Raw genomic sequence first — 24,392 nt, forward strand, 5'->3', positions numbered from 1 at the left:
CCCAATGATGAAGTTTTTAGTGTTTTTTTCAAAGTTCTTGCAAAACTCATCAACTATGCAGAAAATATCGGTAACTTTATCGTATGTAATCATGGATTGGTATATTGTTAAATATTTGAATTTCAGATACTTAAATATAAACATTTGCCACCATGATTGCAATTTTAAATAGAATTAATAATCGAATTCAGGTTAAAAGCAAATCTAAAGGACAGCAACCAGAGCTTCTTTGTCACACGCAGTAAAAGCAATATGAAATATACAGTGGTGAGAACATTTCAAAGTGAAGCACTCAAGGACAGCGGAGTTCTTCAGGATCAGATCATTGAACTTGATGGAGATGCTAAAAAGCACTATCAAGGAAAGAAAATGCGTCTAGTTCGTTTTTGGGACAGCATAAATAATGCTGAATATGAGTTCTTAACGAACAATTTCACATGGAAAGCATCAACAGTAGCGGCGTTATATAAAGAAAGATGGGAAATTGAAACTTTCTTTAAGCATCTAAAACAGCGTCTGAAAGTAACCAGCTTTGTAGGAACATCAGAAAATGCTGTTTATATCCAAATTTGGACTGCATTAATAGGAATACTACTCTTTAAATACATTCAGAAAAAGGCTAAATACGATTGGAACTTATCAAATCTTGTGAACTTTATTCGATTAAATATATTTGTGAAAATTGATCTCTGGAAATGGGCTAATGATCCATTCTTTTCAGGCAAACCTCCTGATAAAATAGGACAATATAAACTCTTCTAAAAACCATAGGTAGGATATAATTTGATTTTTTAACAAAAGCTTTTCTAATTAATAGAAGAAGGTAGATTTTATACGTAATAAATTTTATTTAGGACAGTTGTGTTTTTAGATTAAAACATTCTCCAATATGGCATCCCATAAATCTACTCGTTTTTGCAAGGAGAGTTTGGATACAGATTGAATATCTGCCCATTTTTGCGGATCATCTTTTGCTAACTCTTCGATCATTTTTAAAGCCAATGGCCCGTGCTCATCACCGTCTAACTCTATATGGCGCTGAAAATAATAAATCAGTCTATCAAGGTCTGTTTCGGGGAAACTATGTTGAATTTCCTTTAAGATTGATGAAAACATATCGGGTATTAAATCTTCCCTGCCGAATGTAAATGCTGCAGCTATTTTATGCGGTTCTCTGCTTTCAATTATATCAAAGGTGAATTTTAAAAACTCCTTAATCCTTCTATCTGCATTTAAATTTTCGATACTTACGTAAATATTGTTGGTAGTTTTAATATCATTTAAAAAATTATTGATGCCTGAGGTATCTGATCCCATAGATTCCATTGCATCTATGTACATTTCGAAATGACTTAAACGTCTGCCGTCCATATAGGTGTCTGATTCTTCAGCAAGAACTATTTCATTAATCAAATATCTGGTGTTTGGATACTTAGAAGCAAACCAAGGGGTGCTCACGCAGGTTAGTTCAATCTGTAATGCTTTAAGAAGTGACATAAAATCCCATACGGCATACACGTGCACTTGCGTAAAAACCCTTAAATGTTCAATGTTTTGAATTTTGCTGTATAAGGGATGATTTTTTAATGCTTCTTTTTCTTCTTTTAATAAGTCCTGTATTTCTTTAAATTGTTTCATCTGGCAAAATTAGCTTATGATCAGCAAATAAAATAATAGTTTTTACAGATACTGTTTTTGGCATAATGTATAGGTAACCTTGCTGACTGCTGATGGATAAATTGGTCAAACCGGGTTTTCATAGGGACGGAAAATTTTATAAAGATTATTGCGATTCTTACCAAAGAAGTCTCAATTTGGAACATTTAACATATGTCACTTAAGCGTTGTTATATAAGCGTTTATAACAGAATGGGGAGCAAAAACATTAACTTTTTGGCTCTCTAAATAATTGAATAGAAACATTAGTCCTGCAAGACCATACCGGTATTTTGCCCGCAGGAAATATTTATACAGAACTAACTTTCTGAATTAATATTTCCCATAGATATTAGAATATATCTTTTAGTAGAAGCTCCCCTTATTTTAATAGGATGTCTAGCTCATGGAAATGGTTTAATATTTGCTACGAAGGCAATAAACTTATAATTACTTTATATGGAATGGCTAACTGATCCACAAATTTGGATTTCATTTTTGACTCTAACGGTATTAGAGATTGTCTTGGGGATAGATAATTTAGTGTTTATCTCAATCCAAAGCGCTAAACTTCCGCCGCATCAACAGAAAAAGGCAAGACAAGTCGGTCTAATGCTAGCCCTTGTTATGCGTGTAGGTCTTTTATTTTCGATTAAGTGGATTATGGGGCTTACTGAGCCTTGGATCGACTTAGCTAATGCTTTTAATATTTCAAATCCTGATTGGCAAAGATATTTACATCTCTCCGGCAGAGATTTGATATTATTTTTGGGCGGACTTTTCTTAATCTATAAGGCTACAACAGAGATTCATCATCGAGTGGAAGGACATTCCGAAAGTATTGAGCAAGGTAAGAAGCTTATGTCCTTTAGGAGCGTAATTTTTCAGATTATCATTTTGGACTTAGTATTCTCTTTGGACTCTGTGATTACGGCTGTGGGTATGGTAGACCAAATCGGGGTGATGATCGCATCAGTTATTGTTGCGGTAATCATTATGCTTTTAACAGCAGAGCGTATTTCAGCATTTGTCAATAATTATCCATCGGTTAAGATGTTGGCTCTCGCTTTTCTTCTTCTTATAGGTGTTTCTTTAACGGCTGAGGCTTTTGACCAACATATTCCAAAAGGATATATATATTTTGCAATGGCTTTCTCTGTACTGGTTGAATTTTTAAATATTCGATCACAGAAGAAGAAGCTTACTTCTGGGCAAGGATAAATAATAAAAGCATCAAAGGGGTGCATCTGCACCCCCTTGCTAAAAATTAAATCGTTCGACCTATCTGTTTTGCAGAAATCCTTATTCTTATTTATCATATAGAACAATAATTTCACCTTCCTGCAACCCAGTGTTGGGATTCTGAATTGCCGATGAGTCGTCACAATGCGTTTTTCCCACTTTGTGAATCTGATTCGGCTTTTGGTAATATCGTTATACTAAGTATTTCAATCTCTACAAGGCTTATAAATAAGGATTCTATTGATTTTAAATATCTTAATATTCTTTAAAAAGTGATAATGGGAAGTTAAGCACCACTATAGCAGCTTTACTCAACTTAAATTTTTTGAATTTGTCCGTTTAATACTTTTCCATTGTTATTTGTAAATCTACCATACACAATTAATTTAGAAGATGTATTCTTAAATTCAACTACTCCCGAACTATTAATATTTAAATCACCATACACTATGACCTCACCATCTATTTCTAACTTCCCGTTAACATGAAAAGTAGTGGTATTACCGGAGCTTTTTCCTTGCGCTAAACTCCCGTTAATTTTTAGTAGACCATTACTGTTCAAGTTAATATTACCCTCCACAACAGAAGCTCCATATAGGTTGGTATTTGAATTAACATTCATGTTTTTTGATGCAGCAAGAGTACCATAAACATTGAGTGTTCCATTAGAATTTACATTCAAATCTCCGGATAGTACACTTAATGTCCCACACCATGTTAAAGAACCTCCAATATTTATTCCCTGAAAGCTTCTTACTCCAGAAAAACTTCTTACCTCATTGGAATTTATATTAAACCAACTATCATTACCTGTATAATTGGGATAGTTACCATTACATGTTGGAACCTTTGGGGTCAGATCGATCATTTTTAAAATTTTCAATCCACCTCTTCCTGATGCAACAAAAACATAGTTATCTCTACTAACCACAAAGTTACTTGAAGTTAAATCCAAACCATTGAAACTTGCCGTACCTAATAAATTTGCTGCTCCTGATTGATTAGAATAATTGTATATAGACACACCAGCTCCACCATTGGCTGTAAATAATTTATCATTGTTTACTGAAACAGCGTTTACAACAACATCCTCAGGATCTAAATTCGAGTCATTACCAGAATAAGTAGGGATATCGTGTTGCTTAATAAGGCTTCCAGATACTATATTATAGATACCAAATCCTGCTTTACCCTGTGGAACAATGGCGATGTTTTGTTGTAAGTCCATTGTCCTTTTAGACTCAGCTGTATTAGGTTGAACTGTTATATCTTTTTCATGAACTAAGGATTGATTATATACTTTTAATAATCCTGTACCACTTAATGCTACTACCTTGGTTCCATTTTCCTTAACAGATCTTAAATCTGGGATGTTTATTGATATCTCAACATTTCCATTTTGCTTATTTAGTTTTGCAAGTACACCACTTGCTCCACCTGAAACAACATAATTTGCGCCCTGTGTTCCAGCAATAATATCCATCGCAGATGGACCTTGGATGCTATTAAAATTATAATCGCTACCTATTAACCCATTATTCAAAGGCAAGAAGGACGAGAAGGCTGATGTTGGGAGATCCGTATACACGTCTCTATCTGCTGCACCAGCAATTAATAACTGATTTCCGTCAACGTATATAGCATTAACATCCACATCTTGTAGCTGCGCACTTACTACAAGCTTTGGATTGTTAATGTCAGATATATCAATGATATCAATACCGCCTAAATATTTATCACCTTCTGTATTATAGCTCACATAAGCAAAAGTTCCTTGCACAGCAACATGAGTAGATCTAAGCTTTTGTCCTTGGAATTCAGGTGAAGATATTTCAGATACTAATGCTAAAGCAAAGTTTTTATCTGATGATGTTAAGATTACGGATTCTGCCGAAGTTCCACTTCTAAACTTCATGGAGCTAGAAGAAGGTAAATGAAAATTTAATAAACCAGCATTTTTACTAGTTATACGGTTGCTTAATGAATTAGCATTATTGTTAATAATAATCTTTTCTTTGGTAACAGGATCAGATTTATCACAGCTAGTTGCTAAAACAAGTACTACTAAGGCACTGTAAATTAAGGATGAAATTGATTTCATAGGTGTTTTAAATTATGCAGCAAAGTTAAACTTATTCATAATCCCAGGCTAATTTTGTAACCTAAAACAATGTCTAAAGATTAAAAGAGTAGCTGAAAGTCTACTAATTAGCCTTGCTAAGTAAATTATGAGCTAAAAACATGCAATTTATTATATATTGAGATTCGATTGACAAGAACAACTTGTTGAAAATCTCCCCAAGGATCTAACTTAAAACGAAAAGCTCCCATTCTCGTTTCATCATAAACACCTAATAAAAAGTCTATATCGTATAGTGTTCTAGGTTTCGCGCTTTGTTGTTGATTAAAAAGAGGACAGGATAATGAAGATCACTTTAACGTCCCCCAATCTTTCCTATTAAATTTACAAAACAGCTAAGAGGGTTTTGTTTATTGAAGCATTGGCTTATTGCCTCTCTGCTGAAAGTTATATCTTCGATTTTTTGAAGATTGCTAATTCTGATTTTAAATCTTCTATTTGTTTTTTTAATTCCATTATTCTTTCATTACGGGATTCCAATAATTCATTTTTTGTATGTAAATGGTCTTCGTATATGGATTTTATTAATTGAAGATTATTTTCATAATAAGATTGTGGGTTAATAACTTGATTTCCATTCCCACTATTAGTATTATTATTAAATATACTAGAATCAAAAAAGAATTCAGGAGATACTTCAAATATGTCTGCCAATTTTATTGCATGATTCCATGAAAGTTTAGTTTGGTCCGACTCTATTTTAGACAAAGCTGGTTGGGATATTTCCATTAGACTAGATAAATAATTCTGATCCCAATTTTTGTGCTCTCTTAATAGACGAATTTTAGTTCCTGAAGTCATAACTTGTAATTTTATAACTAAATATAATTGAAAGTTATACAAATATAACCATTACCTATTTGATTATACTTTCTATTTACAAATATTTGTATAACATTTAATCCAAATATACTAAAAACATATATGTTATTTGGAAATATTATGATAATTTAGCGACATCATTATGGTGTTGCACTTATGGGTCTTGTTAGCGAAACGTGAGAAATTTCAATGGAACAAGGCGATAAGTGGAGTAGCGCCCGTCTATAGTGGCGTGGCGTCCGCTTACTCGTTCCAAGCTTCTCACGGCTGCGCTGACGGTAGGTAGGATGTCACGCCATTATGGTTTTTCCCTCCTGGTGAAGACTCGTTCAATTATACGAGTTATGAAAAAGCAATTACTTAAAAACATCATCAAAAGTCCCGAGTAGATCGGCGTTTGAAGCGTGACATTTATATGTCAGAGCTCCGAATTCACGTTTTAGCAATATCCAATTCTATAAAGATATTTTTTACCACAAACGTAGTTTAATTCGGTATCCCCCAAATCATTTATTAATTATTTGAAGCATGTTAAATGTTAATATCCATTTGGATTCTTACAATCTACTTTGGGTCATACATCCTACTACCATACTTCATTAACCAATTTAAAACCATGAAAAATGAAAAATTTTTACAAGGCAGCTACTTTTTTGTCTAAAAATGTAGTCCGAAAAAATAATGTATGCGCTACAATAAGGCGTATAAAAGATTGCGAAATGCAAAATACGAATGTTTCCGACAGAGAAATATTATCTAAATCCGGTCATCTTGAATCTTATACACAGTATCTCGCTAAATTAATATACCACATTCAGTTAGATAGAGTGAGTATTAAGGAATCTGCAATGAGTAGAAAAATAATCTTACCAAATAATTGCAAAGATTATATATCAGATATACCAAGATATTCAAATAAACGTAATAGCTACAGTACAACTGTGCCTACTACACTTTTATCTATTATACTATTCACACTAACAAACCTTATTAATATTAATATTGTCAATGGCCAGAGTGAAAATGATTACCTACATCAAACTTTAAAGGTCGGTGAGAGTATACCAAATGAAATATGGACCAATGAAAATAAAGTACTAAATCTGCCTGACCAAAACAGTACCGTGACGCTAATGGATTATAAGCATAAGGAACTTATTATACTTGACTTTTGGACTAGTTGGTGTAGTAGCTGCTTAAAGTCATTTGATAAATTAAATAGTATCCAACGTAATTTTAATGATAAAATTCAGATCCTTTTGATTAACCCATCTAACAGTAAAGATGATAAAAATCGTATTCAATATATTTTTGATAAACAAGCGGAAAATATTTCTGGAAATTTTATTATACCCACTATCTATAAGGATGAAATTTTCACCAATTTATTTAAACCTAAGGTTTACCCACATCTGGTGTGGCTTAGCTCTTCGGGGGAAATTCTGGCCATCACAGATTCTTCGGAGTTAACCAAGGATAGAGTTATGTCATTTATGAAAGGAAAAGGAGGTGGTGATGAATAATTTAAAGTTATGTTCTTTAATATTATCTATCTTCTTATTACAATTTTCTGTAAGTAATAGTTTCGCTCAAACTGGTCGAATAAGAATATGGGGTGAAGTTAAAGATGCGCAGTCTTCTCAATTTATCGAGGGTGTCAGTATAAAACTAAAAAAGAGTCTTTCGCAGACCCAAACCGACGCGCAGGGATCCTATTACTTATTGCTTCGTTATCCAGTAGATACTATAATATTCTCAAAAGTTGGATTTCAGGAGGTCGCAATTGAAGTAAAAGATGCAATGGAACTTCCTTTAATCGTACAAATGAAATCATCAAACGTATTAATAGATGAAGTCATTATAGAATCAGGCTTACAACGCATACCCAAGGAAAGGGCGACAGGCTCCTATGAATTTATTGATAGTGCGACCTGGAATCAGAGAATCGGTAAAGATGTAATATCTAGAATAGATGGTTTGGTAAGTGGCTTGCAAACAAATAAGCAAAATCCTGCAGACCCGACCTTAGAAATTCGTGGAATTTCATCTTTAGGATATGAATCCATGAAACCTTTGATTATTCTTGATAACTTTCCATATGAGGGGAGGTTAGAGTCGCTTAATCCAAATGACGTAGAATCGATATCTATATTGAAAGATGCTGCAGCATCATCAATATGGGGCGCTCGTGCAGGAAATGGTGTCATAGTAATTAAGAGTAAGGCAGCAAGCAAAGGAGAAAGAGTATCAACCAATTTCACTATAAATAGTACAGTCTCCCCAAGGCCGAACTTATTTACAGCAAATCATATGTCTGTTGACTCGTATATAGAAATGGAAAAATTTCTGTATGAAAAGGGATACTATTCAAGTCGATTTAATATGAATAATGGACAAGTTATTCCACAAGTAGCGGAGTTGTTAGAAAGTAATCGCTTAGGCTTAATTTCGGAGCAAGATTTAAACAAAGAGCTAGCGCGATTAGAGCAGGTCGATTACAGAGATGATTTCCAGAAATATTTGTATCAGCCTTCCATTAATCAGCAATATTTTTCCACGGTTTCAGGTTCAAATAAAACACATTCCTATATAATATCGGCGGGTTATGATGATGGAAAAGAACATTTACAAGGAAACCAGAATAAGCGATTTAATCTTAGGGCAGATAATGCCATTAGGTTTAGTGAGAACCTGTCTATTGACCTAGGAATAAGATTAGCTTTACAAACCTCGCAGAATAATAGCCCAGGTGGCTATGGAAATTATCCTCGCATATCGGGTTATAATTCCTTAGCTTCCGAGAATAATACACCAGTTCCACTTGATATTCATTATAGAGGGATTTTTACGGATACTATAGGTCAGGGGAAATTACTGGACTGGAAATATCGTCCCTTAGATGAACTACGACTCTCGGATAATGAGAATAAGCTAAAAGATGTTATTATCAACTTTGGGGTAAATTATAAATGGGATTTCGGCCTCGCCGCTTTAGTAAAGATACAACAGCAATTTGGTGAAAATCAATTAAGACAAATACATCATAAAGATAGTTACTTCGCGAGAAATCTAATTAATACCTTTTCACAGGAGCAGAATGGCTCAATCCATTATATAATTCCTATTGGAGGCATTAAAAACACCATCAATAATTATAATAGCGCAAATAATATCCGTGCCCAGCTGGAATTTAATAACACCTATGGGGACCATCAAATTAATTCTTTAATTGGTGCAGAGGTTCGAGAGAGCAAAAGGGAATCATTAAGTGATATTAAATATGGGTATGATAGTGAAAAGCTAACTCATGTGAATATCGATCCGACGACAATGTATCCAAGCTTATACAATCTTTTTGGTTATAGTTATATACCTTATGGATCAAATAGCAATAAATTTTTAAACCGATTTATTTCCGTTTTTGGGAATGCTGCTTACACTTACAAGAGTAGGTACACAGTTACAGGAAGTATTCGTAAAGATGCATCTAATTTATTTGGCGTAAATACAAACCAAAAATGGAATCCTTTATGGTCATTGGGAGGACTTTGGCATCTGGCCAAAGAACCTTATTTTAATATTCCTTCTGTAAATAAATTTTCTTTACGCGCCACGTATGGTTATAGTGGGAATATTCCTGTTAATGCCACAGCATTAACACAAATAGATTACTATGGACAAAATAATAGTGCCATTAATCAAAATTATGCTACCATCGCTATGGGGCCAAACCCTACCTTGCGATGGGAAACTGTTAAGACTATAAATTTTGGGGTAGATTTCGATTTGTTTAAGAATAGTCGCATAACAGGTAGTATTGAGTATTACAGAAAAGAATCTACAGACATATTTAATTCAACCAGGCTAGATCCAATAGTGGGAATGACGATACAGCCAAAAAATTCTGCTTCTATGAAAGGCTATGGAACTGATGTCAATTTATCCGTTAATATACTCCAAAAGGTTATAAAATGGAATTCACATCTATTATTTAGCTATTCTGACTATAAAGTCACCAAGAATCTTAACCCCCCATCAGTAACGGGTATTGCTTCATCGGGTACAAGTTTGTTCCCTCTAGAAAATTATCACCCTTATTTACTAGTAAGTTACCGGTGGGCAGGATTGAATCCATTAAATGGAAATCCTAGAGGATATCTAAATAATGAAATTAGTGAAGACTATTATCAGATGCAATCAAATAGCATTGAAGACCAAGTCATTCATGGTCCGGCTATTTCTCCATATTTTGGCGCACTAAGAAACAATATCGGTTGGAAAAAATGGAATTTAACAGTTGGAATTAACTATAAGTTTGGTCATTATTTTCGCAAACCAACCCTTAATTACACTTCATTATTTCAATATGGAGATTCTAATGGTAATCAGGAATATGAAAATAGATGGAGGAAAGAAGGAGATGAGAAGTATACGGATGTGCCAGCTCAAATCTTTCCTTCGGATAGCAGAAGAGATAACTTCTATGCGTATTCTGAAATTAACGTGCAGAAGGCCGATTATATTCGGCTAAATGAAATACGTTTACAATATCAATGGATTCCTCAAAATACAAAATCACTAAAAAGTATAGTTTGTTACACTTACATAGACAACATGAATGTATTTGTATGGAATGCAAATAAATGGAAAATTGATCCAGAAAACATTAAGGGTTATAGAAGACCTGTAACTTATTCTGTTGGTATACAATTAAATCTACAATAATGAAATTAACATTTAATATATTAATATTACTTTTTTGCATGCTGTGTGTTTCATGTGAAAAATATTTAAACGAAAAGCCTTCAGCTAAAATAGCTACACCTTCCACATTAGAGGATGTTCAGCTCTTGTTGAAAGACTATGCAAGATTAAATGCCGCCCATCCGAATGCTGCGGAATTAGCATCTGATAATTTCTACGTAAATATTCAGAATCTGAATTCAGCTAGTGAAAGAGAGCGTAAAACATATTTATGGCAGGAGAATGATGAGGTTGGTCCATTTTGGACATCTCCCTATAGAGCCATATTTATTTCTAATATAATTATGGAAACTGTAGAAAAAGTGGAGGGTGGTGAAGAATCTATAAAAAAGAATTATTATGCACAAGCACGTTTTTGGAGGGCCTTATATCACTATTCACTTGCTACTTTGTTTTGTAAACCTTATTCAAAGGAGTCTGCGGAAACTGATTTAGGAATTCCTTTAAAAATTACTGCGGACATAAATTTAATCCCCCAGCGCTCCACTGTTATGGAAACTTATGAATTTATTATTAGTGAGATTCAACAAGCACTTCCACATTTAGATACGGATATTACTGTAAAGTATCAGCCAAATAGGGCTGGGTCATATGGATTTCTTTCAAGAATCTATCTAGCAATGAACGATTATACTAAGGCGGAATTATATGCTGACTCCTGCTTGCAGATATATTCTACTTTAATAGATTATAATGAGATTAATACTTCCCAGAACGTTCCTTTTCAGGCAAGAAATGCGGAAGTAATTTTAGATGTACAGGCCTCTGTTGCCTCCTTATTGCATAGGAATCGAGGTCATGTTGATACATTTTTGTTAAAATCTTATAGTGAAAATGACCTTAGAGTACCTGCCTTTTTTACACTAAATGCTGATAAAACGAGAGGTTTTAAAGGCCATTATTCTGGATCCAGCTCTGCAATCCAGTTTGTGGGAATAGCTACTGACGAAATCTACCTTATCAAAGCAGAATGTAGTGCACGTATGGGGAAAACTGACTTAGCATTAAAATATTTGAATTTACTATTAAGTAAAAGAATAAAAAAAGACACTTTTGTGGAAGTTGCTGAAACTGATCCTGTAAAGTTATTGCATATTATACTTTTAGAACGTAGGAAGGAACTTATAGCTCGTGGATTACGATGGACTGATCTTAGACGACTTAATCAAGACGAGAAGTATAAAGAAACACTTAAAAGAAAACTTGGATCGGATATTTATGAGCTACTGCCTGGAGGAGACAGGTATGTATTTAAAATTATAAAAGAATCCGTGGAGTTTAGTGGGTTAACACAAAACCCTTAATGAATATTCCCTTCGTCTACCGAAGGGAATATTTGTACTTTAATCCTTCATTTGGATTTGATCCGTTTGGGCTTCGCCTGATTGTTCAGACGCCCATAATTGACTTTTTACGGCATCAAATTCAGCAGTGTTTGGCGGATTTCCCAGCCCAGTATTACTAGGAAGATTTACTCCGCACACATGGTCTCCGGGTTCGCAACTTTGTTCGGATCGTTGGTAATTATTAATGTTTTCTATATCCAGTTGAGAGGTTGAACTGGAAGTGTACTCATAAAAATAAGAAGTTTGAACTTCCGATTTTTTAAAGGACATTAGGGTAAAACTTCCGAGTGCAATCACCATGGCTACCAAGGCAAATGCATAATTTTTCATGTTTTTCATGTTTTTAATTTTTTTTAAGGTGAATTGTTCACTCACCCGATGTTAGGTTTATAGAGGATTCTTAAATTTCCTCTTTTAAATTACTTCTATATACTTCCAATATCGTCAGGTGCCAAGAAGCATATTTCAAGAAGTCCGGAAGAGCCGTTTGGCTGGCTTGCCCTTAGTCTAATACCCCTAAGATTTAGACGCTGATTCAAGGTTTTTACTTGTTAAAATAATTTTGGTTTTTATTTAGATAAAGCCCTAAAAAGCTGGTGAATAAAAAAAATAAATTGAAAAAGAAGTGCTGATGCCAGCTCATTCCCGCTATTAGTGCTCCACATCCACACGGAATTTTATCCCAGATGCCCAGCGCTGCAATTGCGACATATACGGTAAAACTTAGAAGTAAAATACTGGAAAGTATAAATCCCACCTTTTGATATTTGGGAATAATAAGTAACAATACTGCGGCACCCTCTAAAAATGGTAAACTATAATAAACTACAGGAGCTATGCTGTCTGCACTGCCCCCAAAAAGTTAGACACTTTCTGGGGGTATTTTTATGGAACGAAGAGTCAAATACGATGTAGCATTTAAGCTCAATTGTGTAAAATTAAATATTGAAAAGTATCATTCTATTTCTTCCATATCGGAAAAATATGGATTGAATAGAAGGTTAGTCACACGATGGATTCAGAACTATCGTCTACTAGGATTGCAAGGATTAATTTCAACTAAGAATAAAAGATATACGGTCGAATTTAAGTTAAAAGTTATTCGCGCAATTGAGCAAGAAAAACTAAGCTCAAGCCAAGCTAAATTCAAGTTTCATATACCCAATGCGAGTATTATTATCCAGTGGCAGAAAAAATATGCTACATTTGGATTGGACGGATTAACCCCAAAACGAAAAGGCCGTCCTGTCAAAAATATGAGTACTAATAAACGTAAACCTCGAAAATCGAATAAACCATTGACTCGTGAAGAGGAGCTATTAAGAGAGAATGAAGAGTTACGTTGTGAGGTGGCATTCTTAAAAAAGTACAATGCCTTAATTCAAGCGCTGGAGGAACAAGAACGCCAGCAAAAATCCAAGCCATCCAAGAATTAAGGCAAGAGTTTGATGTGACATTACTCATTAAGTATGGCAACGTAGCGAGAAGTACCTATTATTATCATGAAAAAAAAGATAAAAAAGACAAGTATGATGCGCTCAAAACCCTGATTAAAAGTATTTATAACAAACATAAGGGAAGATATGGCTATAGGCGCATCACGGATGAATTGCGTAAGACAGGGCATGTAATCAACCATAAATTGGTGCTTAAGCTCATGAAAATGTTAGGCATAAAAAGCCTTATAAGAGCAAAGAAATATAAATCTTATAAAGGTGAGCAAGGCAGAATTGCTCCTAACATTTTACAACGGGAGTTTAAGGCTGATGCTCCAGAGCAAAAGTGGGTAACAGATGTAACGGAGTTTAAAGTGAAAGATAAGAAGCTTTATTTGTCACCTGTAATGGACTTGTTCAACCAAGAAATTATCAGTTATCAATTAAGTGAGCGACCAGATTTTAAACAAATAATAGGCATGCTTCGGAATGCATTTCTAAAGCTAAAAAATGGCAAAGACTTAGTTTTTCATTCCGATCAAGGCTGGCAATATCAGATGAAGCAATATCAGCAAATATTAAAGCAACAAGGCATTACACAAAGTATGTCTCGTAAAGGCAATTGTTGGGATAATGCGGTAATCGAAAACTTTTTCGGCACTTTAAAATCAGAGCTGTTTTATCTTAAAAAATTTAATAACATCGACCATTTAAAAAGAGAAATAAAGGAGTATATTGGTTATTATAATAACGAAAGAATAAAATCTAATTTAAACAAAATGAGCCCGGTGGAATACCGAACTCATTATTATAAAACTTTAAACTAAATTTGTCTAAATTTTGGGGTGCAGTCTAGTCATCAAAGGGCTGTTTTAAAATGTCGATCCGAAAAGTGTTAAAATATAAAACTTTATCTATTACCACAGGGACCCATAATAATAGCAGTAACAAAATGCATATGTGATATATTTTTCTTTTCATCTCAGAATAATTTGATATATAAAAAACTTATAGATCAAAGTTAGATGGAGTGCAGCGCGTAAATATTCTACCTGCACCCTATTCTTTAATTAGAAAAAAGTATTATTTTATAAAGTGTTGTATCCTGGATGTAGGATTTGCAGCCAGCAGTTAGGTTAAAACTTGAATAATATCGGAAAGTGTCACTGCTCGACCTGCAACAATTAAGATTGATTTATTTCGTCAAGTTATAGCGGTGGTGTGCTTATAAATACTTTATGTGGAATATATTAAGAATCCGAGTGAAGAATAGTATTCTTTGATATTTTTAAAATTTAAATAGGATATTTTTTCTTTTACTGTAAGGATCGATAATAAGAAAGGTTGTCTTCTGTGTAGTTCATACAATCTCTTTTTCGAAGGGGATTTCAAAATACTTAAAAGATCTTTTATGTATTGTATTTCGTATTCCTTTAACACAAGGTAACACTCTTGTAGCTCTTGATATTGCTGGAAAGCTATTCTTAAATGGTGATTCTGTATCTCATAAATTTCCGATTTACGTAAAAATTTAATTGAAATCCGCTCGCTAGTTTTTGAAAAAACATGCTTTGTGCCAGAGAAATAGAAATCTTTACAATATATCCGTTCTATAACTTCATTATCGTTTTCAAAGCCTATTCTGGCAGCTAGCCCTTCCAACATAAAGCACCATTTTTCAATTTTTTCATCATCAAACTTATAATAAGATCCCGCCGGGAATACTTTTATTTTACCGTGGATACTTAAATAATCTTTAGCGGCATCGGACAAGTTGAAAATGGTGTTCAAATAATTTAAAAATCTATCCATACTCTTTTTCATATCAAATTGATAAGAGTTTTTTTAATAAAAGAAAAAAAGCGTAAACGACCACTTTTTGGACCCAAACGACACTTTTCGTGATAAAAAAAAGCGTGAACGACAAAGCACACCCAAAACGTGTCGTTCAGGTGCTGATTTTGGTTGTTTGCGAATTTATTCGTTTTTATAGATTAAAGATTTTGAATTTAGAACTGTTGGATCTAACAATCTTCGTCGACGAAGTCTGAGATGTTCAACTCAGGATAGTTTGAACGTACTAACATAATTGCTAACAACAATGAACCAAAACTTAAATTCTAAAGCCTCTAAGGCAAGACCCTTAAATGAGGTTTTCCTTCCTCAGATTGTAAATACCCTGAATGGTAATGAAGAGCGAGAACCAATTGAGAAGTGTCCTATATCCCATTTATAGGCATTAATTAACCTACTTCCTTGCCTATTTCATTAGGCAGGGAAGTTAAATACTAATTGATTATGATTGATAATTTAAAAAGTGCATTTTTCAGTGCCAATCTGCACTATTTTCTACCTCATATTTCTCAAAGCTGTCACGAGGAAATATTTAGACGCTGGAAATCATATCACAGCAGTACCAGTTATAAAAATATAAGCTTTCCGGAAATTGACAGATTAAAGAAATCACCTGTAGGTATTATTGCATTATACCATCTTGGAAGTCATTTGCAAAGCATTAATTATTTGGCCGCAGTAGGAGTAAAGTTTGATATAGTAATAACAAAAAGTCTCACGCAAAAATACCAAGCTTACTTTAAAGCATTAATTGAGAAGAATAAGCTCAATTTTCAACCGAAATTTTTAGACGCTCAGGATCCTTATGTACTATTGAAAGTCCGCAATTCAATTTTCGAACAGAGGTGTGTTATCATTTTTGCCGATGGTTTTGTTGGGGCAGACTCAAAATCAAAGGATTTACTGCCGGTAAACTTCTTTAGAAAAAAACTATATGTAAGGAAGGGTATTGCTTTAATTTCGTTCATCCTATCCTTAAACATATATCCTATTGTCCAAAGAAACAATGGACACAATACAGTTCTTAGACTTCAATCAATTATACGACCCAGACCACAAGAAAATAAAGACGGATATGCTATCAGATGCATGAATGATCTGTTTTATATTCTTAAGCAGACAATAAAAGATAAACTTTATCTATGGGAGTGTTGGAGCTACTTGCATCGTTATCATACTATACAAATAAATCCCAGTTCGCGTAAGAAAATAGCACCTAAAGCTGATATGAAAAAGATTAATATAGGTAATAAAATACTATACTTTGATATTCTTAATTATAGGTTTTTCGAATAAATTATTTAAAAAGTAAAAAATAAATCTTAGATTAAGATAGCCAATTACTAATTATGCTGTCTAAATCTAAATTATTACCCTATTTACTTATAACATTCATAGTAATTTTAATAATATTTATAGGAAATGCTATTTTATATAGGGCAAACTTCTCAATAATTAACTCGCTGGTGGTCTCGATCATCATGCTATTCTATTTTTTTATCCTTGAAGGGATAGCGTATAAAATATGGAAGGGTTCCTCAAATTTGAGGGTAATCTGTATTTTACTATTATGTTTAATATTTTTTAGCTCGTTTTTTATCATTCATAAATTGGTATATGATATTCTCCCAAATTTTGATATTAAATTATACGCATATAGAGTAGAGCTAAGCAATACAGTTTTTATAAAGAATGTTACCACAAGTTTTTTAACAATCTTTTTCTTATCGTCAGTTGTAGCATCTAGAAGGGATGCTATTAAGAGCCATATGATAATTAAAGAGCTCTGGTATCGGAATACCTTTAGTAAAAGTAATCCGCATTTTTTTAACAGTTTATTTACTACAGCTTTATGCAGGGCTATTATGGGCCAAGGTAAAGATTCTCCTGACATGCTGGTAAAACTTTGTGAAATAGTCAGTTATGTGCTAAGACGAGAGGGCGTGAAAGCGGAATTCATCTCTCTAAAAAAGGAATGGATTCAGGTAGAACACTTTATTGATCTCATGAGATGGTATTACGGAGAGGATAAGGTGATGCTCACGATTAATGATGAAATTTCTGAGCGCTATCAAATCATTTCTCTACTTATATTATCTGCATTAGAAAATGCCAATAAATATGCTGACTGGGAAAGCGAAGTGCCTATTGTGATCAAAGTTCACAAAGTAAAATCAGACCTAGAAATTATTATTGAAAACACTTTTTGTAAGCAAGATAGAGCACAACATCAAGGCGAAAGGTCAGGCATATCGAGTTTATCCCAGAGGATCTCTCGGTATGGAAATAAATATAAAATAGCTTATAAAGAGAATAACAACGTATTCATATTTAAAATTACCTTAAGGAATTATGACATCTAACTATTATACTATTGCCTTTGTTGATGATAGGCTTGAGGAAATTGAATTCTTTGAATTTTTTCTAAAAGACTTCCCCGAGTTTAAAGTTATCTGGAAGGAGAGTGATGCGCTAGTAGCTTTAAAACGTATAGAGGCAGAGCCTGTGGATGTGTTGATTATTGATATGAAGATGCCTAAATTAAATGGTATTCAGTTTTTTAATGCTTTAAAGGAAAAACCTGTTGTCATTGTCTGTACAAGTTATAATGAATATATATTCCAGATATCACCTTATGATTCAGGCTATATTGAAAAACCTGGAAATAGGGAGAACTTTATTGCAGCTCTAAAGAAAGCAAAAGACCAGTGCGATAAAAAAAATCAAGAGCAGCGAAAGTATTATAGCTGGATTGCTGTAAAAACGACCAAAAATAATGGTAACCTCAAAAAAATAGAACTTAAAGATGTAGTTTTTTGTGAAGTAAACGATAAAAACATATTTTTTCACATGAATGATAATACGATAAATCATGGATTAATCTCCATGGAGTTATTGTTAGAAAAACTTCCTCAATCAAATTTCATTCGCGTACACAAAGGCTTTTTAATAAACATATATTATGTGGAGGAGTTCTCTCGCAAATATATAAAGCTAAAAGGAAAAAGAGACCATATCCCTATTGGAAGGGCGTATGTCAATAATATAAAAAGTCTCTTGCAGCGGTACTGATTTAATACCTTGCATAGTATAACTACATTGTACTCACTTTTTTAACAATAAAGCTAACCTATCATGAATAAACCAAATTCGATTCTTAGCACGGATAAATTTCAGGACTTATTAGCCCAAATTGAGAATCATTTTAGCCATCAAGTTACAACTGATATTATGCCTGAGAATCAAATCCATGTTATCACTGAACTGGAGGATTATATTAATAATTTAAAAAAAGGCTTACTTATAGATAAGCAAGCTATCAATTTCAGTAAATTTAATATTGGAGAGATCATTAAGTTAAGTGAGCGGCTGTACAGTCAGTTTTTAAAAACCCAGCGATTTAGAATTCCCAATTTGCGGAAGAATTATTTGATGGTGTTAAATGCTTTAGATGATTTTTTAAATTTGGTGGAAGTAAATCATTTTGATCTAATAGGTGATTTGCCTTATAGCAATTATTCCTATTCAAAATTGAGGATTGTTTTAAGAAAGGGCCTGAGTGATTTAAATATAAAGCTCGCATTAGCAAATTATTCCACAGAATTTATTACAGTTATTAATAGTGGGATAAATAAAATCATCCGGCTTAGAGGTATTACCTATTCCCAGGTTAATAATTTAAGATTGACCCTAAATCATTTAAATTCTATTAACATGAGCCAACGGCAGGAGCTCTTAATGTATCTTATAAAAAGGAATTTCAATTCCTCTGAGCTATATGACTTCTGTATAAATCTGGTTGATAATATTTTAATCGATGAGCCAAATCTGTACAAAAGGATTGATCATCTTATAACTTTACAGGAGGAGATCCTAAAAATGCAAATAGAGCAGAGATTGACTCAAGTAAAGACTCGAAATACACTAATTTATCATTTAAAGAATTATTTAAATAAAAAGAGGGATTTCTTGGAGAAAAAGTTGACTAACAAGATTGATCAGGTCAAAAATTTATCTGCTATAAAGGATACATCAAAAATTACCTTGGAAATTCCGGTTAATGAATTTGCGTTCATTATTCGGCTATTTATGGTAGAGAACATTCTTCCCAGTGAAAACAAAGGGAAATTATTTGAGTTTTTTGCCCATTCTTTTAAAACAAGAACTTCACCTTTAATTTCTAAGGATAGTTTATGGAAAAAGTCGCGTGCTGTTGAAGTTACAACAGCTGCAGCCGTGAAGGATCATCTGATTAATATGATTAATTATATAAATAAAGAATATACAGCAAATTATTTTAAATAGAATATTTACTCCTCCAATAAAACATAAAAAAAATCCCTCAAATTTGAGGGATTCCTATGTTGAGCATTGTTATTTCTTAAGATTGATGAAATCTAGCATTACATTTAAACTTTCTTCAAGGATAAAGTCAAACTCTACTTTGGGTTGTGGCTCACCTTCCTTCCATATCGGCATGTTATGTAATTCCAGTATTTTATTCAGACGGTTTCTATTTTTCAGTTTATTGGTATCCCTTTCTTTTTTAAGAGCCTCCTCATTTAAACTGATTTTGGAAGTCGTATTCATGGCCTTATTGAATTCCTCGATGTCCTCTTTTAAGAATTTGTATTCTTCGGAGGTTTTCATCCTCGCTTCGTGCTTGCTGCCCAATTGTTTTTTAATTGCTGAGAGATCATTAATCTGCGCATAGGATGTAGATTTGATCTGATCCCAAGGTAGCGCTGCGGGCTCGGAGGATTCCCCATATTTCTCCGCAGAAAATTGTGTCGGAAAAATAATGTCCGGATCTACACCTTTATGCTGGGTGCTGCTGCCGTTTATTCTGTAGAATTTGGCAACAGTAACATTGATCTGGCCAAACTGCGGTGCACCGTTAGGGGTAGTGGGATCCTCCTCTCCGGAAGCTCTTAATCGTAACTTATTAGTAGGGCTGATAAATCTAGACATGTCTACCGCTGATTGTACCGTGCCTTTACCATAGCTTGATGAACCTAAAATGATACCGCGACCGTAATCTTGGATAGCTCCAGCAAATATCTCGGAAGCCGATGCAGAATAACGATTTATAATCACACCAAATGGTCCTGTCCATGCTACACTGCTGTCTTCATCACGGTGAACTTCAATCTGGTTACGTGTATCTTTGACTTGTACTACTGGACCTTTTTCGATGAACAGTCCGGTGAGCTCGATTGCTTCTTGTAGAGAGCCACCACCATTATTTCTAAGGTCTAATACAACAGCATCTACCTTTTCTTGTTTGAGCGTATCTAGAATAAGTTTAACATCGCGCGTCGTACTTTTGTAATTTGGATCACGTTTGCGATAAGCTTCAAAATCGATATAAAACTTAGGTAAGGTAATCACTCCAATTTTATAGGATTTTCCATCTTCACCTTTCACTGTTTTGATTGTTTTTTGTGCAGATTCCTCTTCAATAACAATTTTTTCGCGAGTGAGCTTAATAATTGTCGGCTGTACCGACAAGTCTTGTCCAGCTGGCAGTACTTTTAGACGTACCACCGTACCTTTGGGGCCTTTAATTTTTGCTACAGCAGCATCTAGGCGCCAGCCGACAATGTCCTCAAACTCTCCATTGCCTTGCGCAACTCCGATAATGCGATCGTCAATCTTTAATGTCTTATCTTTAAATGCTGGACCTCCAGCAATGATTTCCTTTATGGTGACCATCTCATTTTCCATTTGCAGTCTTGCTCCAATGCCTTCTAAGGTATTAGACATATCCTCATTGAAACGTTGCGCAAAGGAGGGGTTGTAATAAGTGGTATGTGGATCAATAGCGTTGGTAAAAGCAGCCATAATCAATTGAAATGCATCATTTGAGTTTGTTTGCTTAGCTTGGGAAATTAAATTATTATAACGCTTTTTTATAGTTTCTTTATGTTTCTCCGATTCATCTTTTCCAGCAGGAGAAGTTAATTTTAAATTTAATAGATCGAATTTTACGCGTTTGCGCCACTGATCGTTAAGCTCTTCTTCGGATGAAAACCAAGCTAATTTGTCCCGGTAGTTAACATAAGTTTCCTCATTATTGAATTCGTGAGCAACATCGACCTGAGTTAAAGCATACTCTAAAGATTGTAAAGCACGCTGGTTATACCTGTTGAAAACATAAAAGGCACTCGACAGATCGCCATTACGCATATCCTGGCTGATGTTATTGCGGAATTTTTGAAACTCATCGATATCCGACTGCAAGAAGTAATTTTTTCCTTCATCAAGCGTTTTGATTAGGTTATCAAAGACAATGTTAGAAATGGAGTCATTGGCCGATACCTTTTTGTAACTATAATTTTCAAGAATGCCCACCACTTCTTTAGCAATAATTTCATGCTGAAGTGTAGGCTTGAGGTTAAGTTCGCCCTCCTGGAGAAGGACTCTAGGTTTTGCGCCACATGCGACAACAGAAATAAATGCTAAACAGACTAAAATATTTTTGAACATATGTATTGTGTTGTGTATTATCATTGTTAAAAGGATTCCCTATGGGGTTTATACTTCTCGATAAAATTAGTTAAAATTAATTCATCCTAATAATCTTTGACTTCAAATAAGCAAAAAGTAGAGGATAAAGGATGTAACAATATTACTAAAATAAGTCCTTCCTTAAATTCCAATATTTTTGCAGGTAGTTTTCTGCCTCCACAAAATTATTAAGGTTAACATGCGCCCGACCTAATTGTTCAGCGATTGCCAATTGTAAATACTTATTTGGACTTGATTCTGCCAGATCCCAAGCTTTTTCTAGCTCTTGTTTTGCCACCCTGTAATTGGATTGAATCATCTTAGAGGAACCTAACATATATTCGATCATAGGCAGCTTCTCGGCATAATTCTTTTCGTTGGCTAAATCTTTGGCTTGTATGAGAAACCATTGTGCTTCAGTATGTTTATTTTGATTTCTATATATTTCTGCTAAAATTATCCAGCCATCAATCTTTCCACTGTAATATTTTGACTTATTAAACAAAGGCAATGCTTTGCGTATAATTGTATTTTCGGCAGCCCTAAAATCCTTGTCATAGGCTTGAATAAGCGCAATACGTGTATGAGAAGCAGCTTGTGCAGCGAGGTCTTTTTTCCCTTCAGCATATTTTAGGTAGTTTTTCTCCAGATCAGCGGCCTCATGGTAACGTCCTTGTAATAAATAAAGGGACGCCAAATTGGACTGTATTATAGCAACATCTTCTGCCTGCTTTTGCGTCTGGGCCCGAGATAATGCAGCATGAAGCGCTTCAGCAGCTGCCTGGTAATTTTGCTCAACCACATATTGGGCTGCTTGTTCATTGTATAAAGCGTAGCTCAATATGTTTTGGCTGCTATGCTGCTGCAAAAGTGGAATATATTCTTGTGCAGTACGATTTTTCTCCACCATATCAGCTATATGTGTGTAATTGGATGTTTTTTTGAACGTTGAGAACAATCGGAAATATTGTAAGCCTTGGTCTATGGAGTCTTGAAAGTGCGCTATCTCCTTGTAAGTATCTGTCATTTCTTCGGCTAATGTACGGGGAAACGGCAGAATATATACTTTGGGGCCTATACCATTAAAGAGCGTGTCATATTTTGTCACGTAACCATAAGGATCGAGTGTATTTTCTTTCTGTACTTGTGCTTGGACGGAAAGGCTTAGCAATGTAAGTATATAGAATAGTATGAATTTTATTGACATTTTTAAAAACAAATTTAACCAAATGTAGTAAATGTGGACAACTTTCAAGCCAAATGATTTTATGTAACTTTGTGTTAAAATTAATTGAAAGATAAATATGACAACCCGAGTTCCATTAGCCGAGCGATTACGACCGCGTAGTATACAGGACTATGTGGGTCAGAAACATTTATTAGGTGAAAATGCGGTTTTGTATAATGCCATCAAGCGCAAAAATATTCCTTCCATGATATTATGGGGGCCTCCTGGTGTGGGAAAGACAAGTCTTGCATACTTGATTGCTAAAGAGCTGGATCGTCCATTTTTTAGCTTAAGCGCTATTAAATCGGGTGTCAAGGATGTGCGGGAGGTTATTGATAAGGCCGAGCAATTAATGAACTTCAATGGTGAGCAGCCTATACTTTTTATTGATGAGATCCACCGTTTCTCCAAAAGTCAGCAAGACTCGTTGCTCGGAGCGGTAGAACGTGGTTTGGTGACATTAATAGGTGCTACCACGGAAAACCCCTCCTTTGAGGTTATATCCGCATTATTAAGCCGCTGTCAAGTTTATGTACTGGAATCCTTGGATAAAGAAGACTTGATCCATTTGGTAAGTAAAGCTATTAAGGAGGATGCGTTTTTGCAGAAGGATAATATAAATATTCAAGAGTATGACGCGCTATTGCGGATTTCGGGGGGTGATGCACGTAAGTTGTTGAATGTATTAGAATTAGTGGTTGACGCCGCCGCTGCGTACAATATTGCTATTACCAATGACTTCGTGCTTAAACAAGTTCAGCAAAATATGGCGCGTTATGATAAGACAGGTGAACAGCACTATGACATCATATCGGCATTCATAAAGTCTATACGTGGATCGGATCCCAATGCAGCCGTATACTGGCTTGCGCGAATGATTGAAGGGGGAGAAGATCCTTCTTTTATTGCCAGGCGACTACTTATTTTGGCCTCAGAGGATATTGGCAATGCTAATCCCAATGCGCTTTTGCTTGCAAATAACTGTTTTCAGGCTGTAAATGTCATTGGATGGCCAGAATCGAGGATTATTTTGGCGCAGACGGTCACTTACCTTGCTTCTTCTGCTAAGAGCAATGCTTCCTATGAGGCTATAAATAAAGCGCAGGCTCTAGTGCGCCAAACGGGAGATTTGTCGGTACCCCTGCATTTGCGTAACGCACCTACCAAGCTAATGAAAGAGCTGGATTACGGCACAGAATATAAATATGCCCATGCATATTCTACCAATTTTGTAGAACAAGAGTTTATGCCATCTGGTATTGAAGGGGTACCCTTATATAAGCCAGGGAGTAATTCTAGCGAAGAGCGGCTCCGAGCTTCATTGAAAGAAAAATGGAAAGATAAGTATGGCTATTAAGCCAGTATAGTACTACTATTATTATTATCATACCGCT

20 protein-coding genes and 1 pseudogene are annotated in these 24,392 nt (G+C 34.5%); 12 read left to right on the top strand and 9 right to left on the bottom strand.

Features of this window, described 5'->3' with window-relative positions; genetic code table 11:
* A pseudogene (locus EDC17_RS17720) lies at positions 1-93 on the bottom strand (IS982 family transposase); the annotation flags it as partial.
* A gap of 87 nt (positions 94-180) precedes the next feature.
* Here EDC17_RS17720 and EDC17_RS17420 point away from each other — a divergent pair.
* A complete protein-coding gene (locus EDC17_RS17420; protein WP_262708191.1) occupies positions 181-762 on the top strand; it encodes an IS4 family transposase in 582 nt (193 codons plus the stop codon).
* A gap of 105 nt (positions 763-867) precedes the next feature.
* Here EDC17_RS17420 and EDC17_RS11635 read toward each other — a convergent pair whose 3' ends face one another.
* Positions 868-1,638, bottom strand: coding sequence for a DUF3050 domain-containing protein (locus EDC17_RS11635; RefSeq protein ID WP_132778242.1), 771 nt, complete (start codon positions 1,636-1,638; stop codon positions 868-870).
* A 477-nt stretch (positions 1,639-2,115) separates the two neighbouring features.
* On the opposite strand from EDC17_RS11635, the gene EDC17_RS11640 reads away from it, so the two are divergent.
* A complete protein-coding gene (locus tag EDC17_RS11640) occupies positions 2,116-2,877 on the top strand; it encodes a TerC family protein (RefSeq protein WP_132778243.1) in 762 nt (253 codons plus the stop codon).
* Between the two features lie 337 nt (positions 2,878-3,214).
* Here EDC17_RS11640 and EDC17_RS11645 read toward each other — a convergent pair whose 3' ends face one another.
* Positions 3,215-4,999, bottom strand: coding sequence for a hypothetical protein (locus EDC17_RS11645; protein ID WP_132778244.1), 1,785 nt, complete (start codon positions 4,997-4,999; stop codon positions 3,215-3,217).
* 426 nt (positions 5,000-5,425) lie between these two features.
* Positions 5,426-5,839, bottom strand: a complete 414-nt coding sequence (locus tag EDC17_RS11650) for a helix-turn-helix domain-containing protein (protein ID WP_132778245.1) — start codon at positions 5,837-5,839, stop codon at positions 5,426-5,428.
* 644 nt (positions 5,840-6,483) lie between these two features.
* Here EDC17_RS11650 and EDC17_RS11655 point away from each other — a divergent pair.
* From EDC17_RS11655 to EDC17_RS11665, 3 genes are read left to right on the top strand one after another with little or no spacing between them, the layout of a single operon-like run.
* Entirely contained in the window at positions 6,484-7,383 is a 900-nt protein-coding gene (locus EDC17_RS11655; protein WP_132778246.1) for a TlpA family protein disulfide reductase, read from the top strand.
* On the top strand, positions 7,376-10,585 hold the full coding sequence (locus EDC17_RS11660) for a SusC/RagA family TonB-linked outer membrane protein (RefSeq protein ID WP_132778247.1): 3,210 nt from the start codon (positions 7,376-7,378) through the stop codon (positions 10,583-10,585). The genes EDC17_RS11655 and EDC17_RS11660 overlap by 8 nt, the downstream gene beginning before the upstream one ends.
* Positions 10,585-11,928 carry a RagB/SusD family nutrient uptake outer membrane protein gene (locus EDC17_RS11665; RefSeq protein WP_132778248.1) on the top strand — a complete coding sequence of 448 codons (1,344 nt, stop codon included), beginning with the start codon at positions 10,585-10,587 and terminating at the stop codon, positions 11,926-11,928. Before EDC17_RS11660 ends, EDC17_RS11665 begins: the two co-directional genes overlap by 1 nt.
* A gap of 39 nt (positions 11,929-11,967) precedes the next feature.
* On the opposite strand, the gene EDC17_RS11670 is transcribed toward EDC17_RS11665, so the two are convergent.
* Positions 11,968-12,345 carry a hypothetical protein gene (locus EDC17_RS11670; protein WP_132778249.1) on the bottom strand — a complete coding sequence of 126 codons (378 nt, stop codon included), beginning with the start codon at positions 12,343-12,345 and terminating at the stop codon, positions 11,968-11,970.
* Between the two features lie 169 nt (positions 12,346-12,514).
* Complete coding sequence (locus tag EDC17_RS17630) at positions 12,515-12,808, bottom strand: MauE/DoxX family redox-associated membrane protein (RefSeq protein ID WP_394343359.1); 294 nt, start codon at positions 12,806-12,808, stop codon at positions 12,515-12,517.
* A gap of 49 nt (positions 12,809-12,857) precedes the next feature.
* Here EDC17_RS17630 and EDC17_RS11675 point away from each other — a divergent pair, with 49 nt between their 5' ends.
* Entirely contained in the window at positions 12,858-13,406 is a 549-nt protein-coding gene (locus tag EDC17_RS11675) for a helix-turn-helix domain-containing protein (RefSeq protein ID WP_132778250.1), read from the top strand.
* Positions 13,385-14,233: an IS3 family transposase gene (locus tag EDC17_RS11680; protein ID WP_243646138.1), complete on the top strand. Its 849-nt coding sequence runs from the start codon at positions 13,385-13,387 to the stop codon at positions 14,231-14,233. The genes EDC17_RS11675 and EDC17_RS11680 overlap by 22 nt, the downstream gene beginning before the upstream one ends.
* A 409-nt stretch (positions 14,234-14,642) precedes the next feature.
* Here the strand turns inward: EDC17_RS11680 and EDC17_RS11685 are convergent, their stop codons facing one another.
* Entirely contained in the window at positions 14,643-15,230 is a 588-nt protein-coding gene (locus tag EDC17_RS11685) for a cyclic nucleotide-binding domain-containing protein (RefSeq protein WP_207895754.1), read from the bottom strand.
* 474 nt (positions 15,231-15,704) lie between these two features.
* On the opposite strand from EDC17_RS11685, the gene EDC17_RS11690 reads away from it, so the two are divergent.
* The 4 genes from EDC17_RS11690 (at position 15,705) to EDC17_RS11705 (ending at position 19,565) form a co-directional block, all read left to right on the top strand.
* Positions 15,705-16,556, top strand: coding sequence for a hypothetical protein (locus tag EDC17_RS11690; protein WP_132778253.1), 852 nt, complete (start codon positions 15,705-15,707; stop codon positions 16,554-16,556).
* Between the two features lie 473 nt (positions 16,557-17,029).
* Positions 17,030-17,623, top strand: a complete 594-nt coding sequence (locus EDC17_RS16880; protein ID WP_165894412.1) for a sensor histidine kinase — start codon at positions 17,030-17,032, stop codon at positions 17,621-17,623.
* Positions 17,613-18,332, top strand: a complete 720-nt coding sequence (locus tag EDC17_RS11700; protein WP_132778255.1) for a LytR/AlgR family response regulator transcription factor — start codon at positions 17,613-17,615, stop codon at positions 18,330-18,332. Before EDC17_RS16880 ends, EDC17_RS11700 begins: the two co-directional genes overlap by 11 nt.
* Positions 18,333-18,395: 63 nt before the next feature.
* Entirely contained in the window at positions 18,396-19,565 is a 1,170-nt protein-coding gene (locus tag EDC17_RS11705) for a hypothetical protein (protein WP_132778256.1), read from the top strand.
* Between the two features lie 69 nt (positions 19,566-19,634).
* Here EDC17_RS11705 and EDC17_RS11710 read toward each other — a convergent pair whose 3' ends face one another.
* Positions 19,635-21,749 carry a carboxy terminal-processing peptidase gene (locus EDC17_RS11710; protein WP_132778257.1) on the bottom strand — a complete coding sequence of 705 codons (2,115 nt, stop codon included), beginning with the start codon at positions 21,747-21,749 and terminating at the stop codon, positions 19,635-19,637.
* A 145-nt stretch (positions 21,750-21,894) separates the two neighbouring features.
* Entirely contained in the window at positions 21,895-22,977 is a 1,083-nt protein-coding gene (locus EDC17_RS11715; RefSeq protein WP_132778258.1) for a tetratricopeptide repeat protein, read from the bottom strand.
* Positions 22,978-23,074: 97 nt separating this feature from the next.
* Between EDC17_RS11715 and EDC17_RS11720 the strand changes: the two genes are divergently transcribed.
* Complete coding sequence (locus EDC17_RS11720) at positions 23,075-24,355, top strand: replication-associated recombination protein A (RefSeq protein WP_132778259.1); 1,281 nt, start codon at positions 23,075-23,077, stop codon at positions 24,353-24,355.
* The last annotated feature ends 37 nt before the right edge of the window (positions 24,356-24,392 follow it).

The sequence above is a fragment of the Sphingobacterium alimentarium genome (assembly GCF_004342685.1).
Lineage (GTDB): Bacteria > Bacteroidota > Bacteroidia > Sphingobacteriales > Sphingobacteriaceae > Sphingobacterium > Sphingobacterium alimentarium.

Excerpts from the sequence above, each read along its gene's own strand:
- EDC17_RS11645 (WP_132778244.1), bottom strand. The coding sequence starts at position 4,999 with ATGAAATCAATTTCATCCTTAATTTACAGTGCCTTAGTAGTACTTGTT.
- EDC17_RS11700 (WP_132778255.1), top strand. The coding sequence starts at position 17,613 with ATGACATCTAACTATTATACTATTGCCTTTGTTGATGATAGGCTTGAG.
- EDC17_RS11715 (WP_132778258.1), bottom strand. The coding sequence starts at position 22,977 with ATGTCAATAAAATTCATACTATTCTATATACTTACATTGCTAAGCCTT.
- EDC17_RS11710 (WP_132778257.1), bottom strand. The coding sequence starts at position 21,749 with ATGTTCAAAAATATTTTAGTCTGTTTAGCATTTATTTCTGTTGTCGCA.
- EDC17_RS11660 (WP_132778247.1), top strand. The coding sequence starts at position 7,376 with ATGAATAATTTAAAGTTATGTTCTTTAATATTATCTATCTTCTTATTA.
- EDC17_RS11720 (WP_132778259.1), top strand. The coding sequence starts at position 23,075 with ATGACAACCCGAGTTCCATTAGCCGAGCGATTACGACCGCGTAGTATA.
- EDC17_RS11640 (WP_132778243.1), top strand. The coding sequence starts at position 2,116 with ATGGAATGGCTAACTGATCCACAAATTTGGATTTCATTTTTGACTCTA.
- EDC17_RS11655 (WP_132778246.1), top strand. The coding sequence starts at position 6,484 with ATGAAAAATTTTTACAAGGCAGCTACTTTTTTGTCTAAAAATGTAGTC.
- EDC17_RS11635 (WP_132778242.1), bottom strand. The coding sequence starts at position 1,638 with ATGAAACAATTTAAAGAAATACAGGACTTATTAAAAGAAGAAAAAGAA.
- EDC17_RS11665 (WP_132778248.1), top strand. The coding sequence starts at position 10,585 with ATGAAATTAACATTTAATATATTAATATTACTTTTTTGCATGCTGTGT.
- EDC17_RS11685 (WP_207895754.1), bottom strand. The coding sequence starts at position 15,230 with ATGAAAAAGAGTATGGATAGATTTTTAAATTATTTGAACACCATTTTC.
- EDC17_RS11650 (WP_132778245.1), bottom strand. The coding sequence starts at position 5,839 with ATGACTTCAGGAACTAAAATTCGTCTATTAAGAGAGCACAAAAATTGG.
- EDC17_RS11675 (WP_132778250.1), top strand. The coding sequence starts at position 12,858 with ATGGAACGAAGAGTCAAATACGATGTAGCATTTAAGCTCAATTGTGTA.
- EDC17_RS11705 (WP_132778256.1), top strand. The coding sequence starts at position 18,396 with ATGAATAAACCAAATTCGATTCTTAGCACGGATAAATTTCAGGACTTA.
- EDC17_RS11690 (WP_132778253.1), top strand. The coding sequence starts at position 15,705 with ATGATTGATAATTTAAAAAGTGCATTTTTCAGTGCCAATCTGCACTAT.
- EDC17_RS16880 (WP_165894412.1), top strand. The coding sequence starts at position 17,030 with ATGATAATTAAAGAGCTCTGGTATCGGAATACCTTTAGTAAAAGTAAT.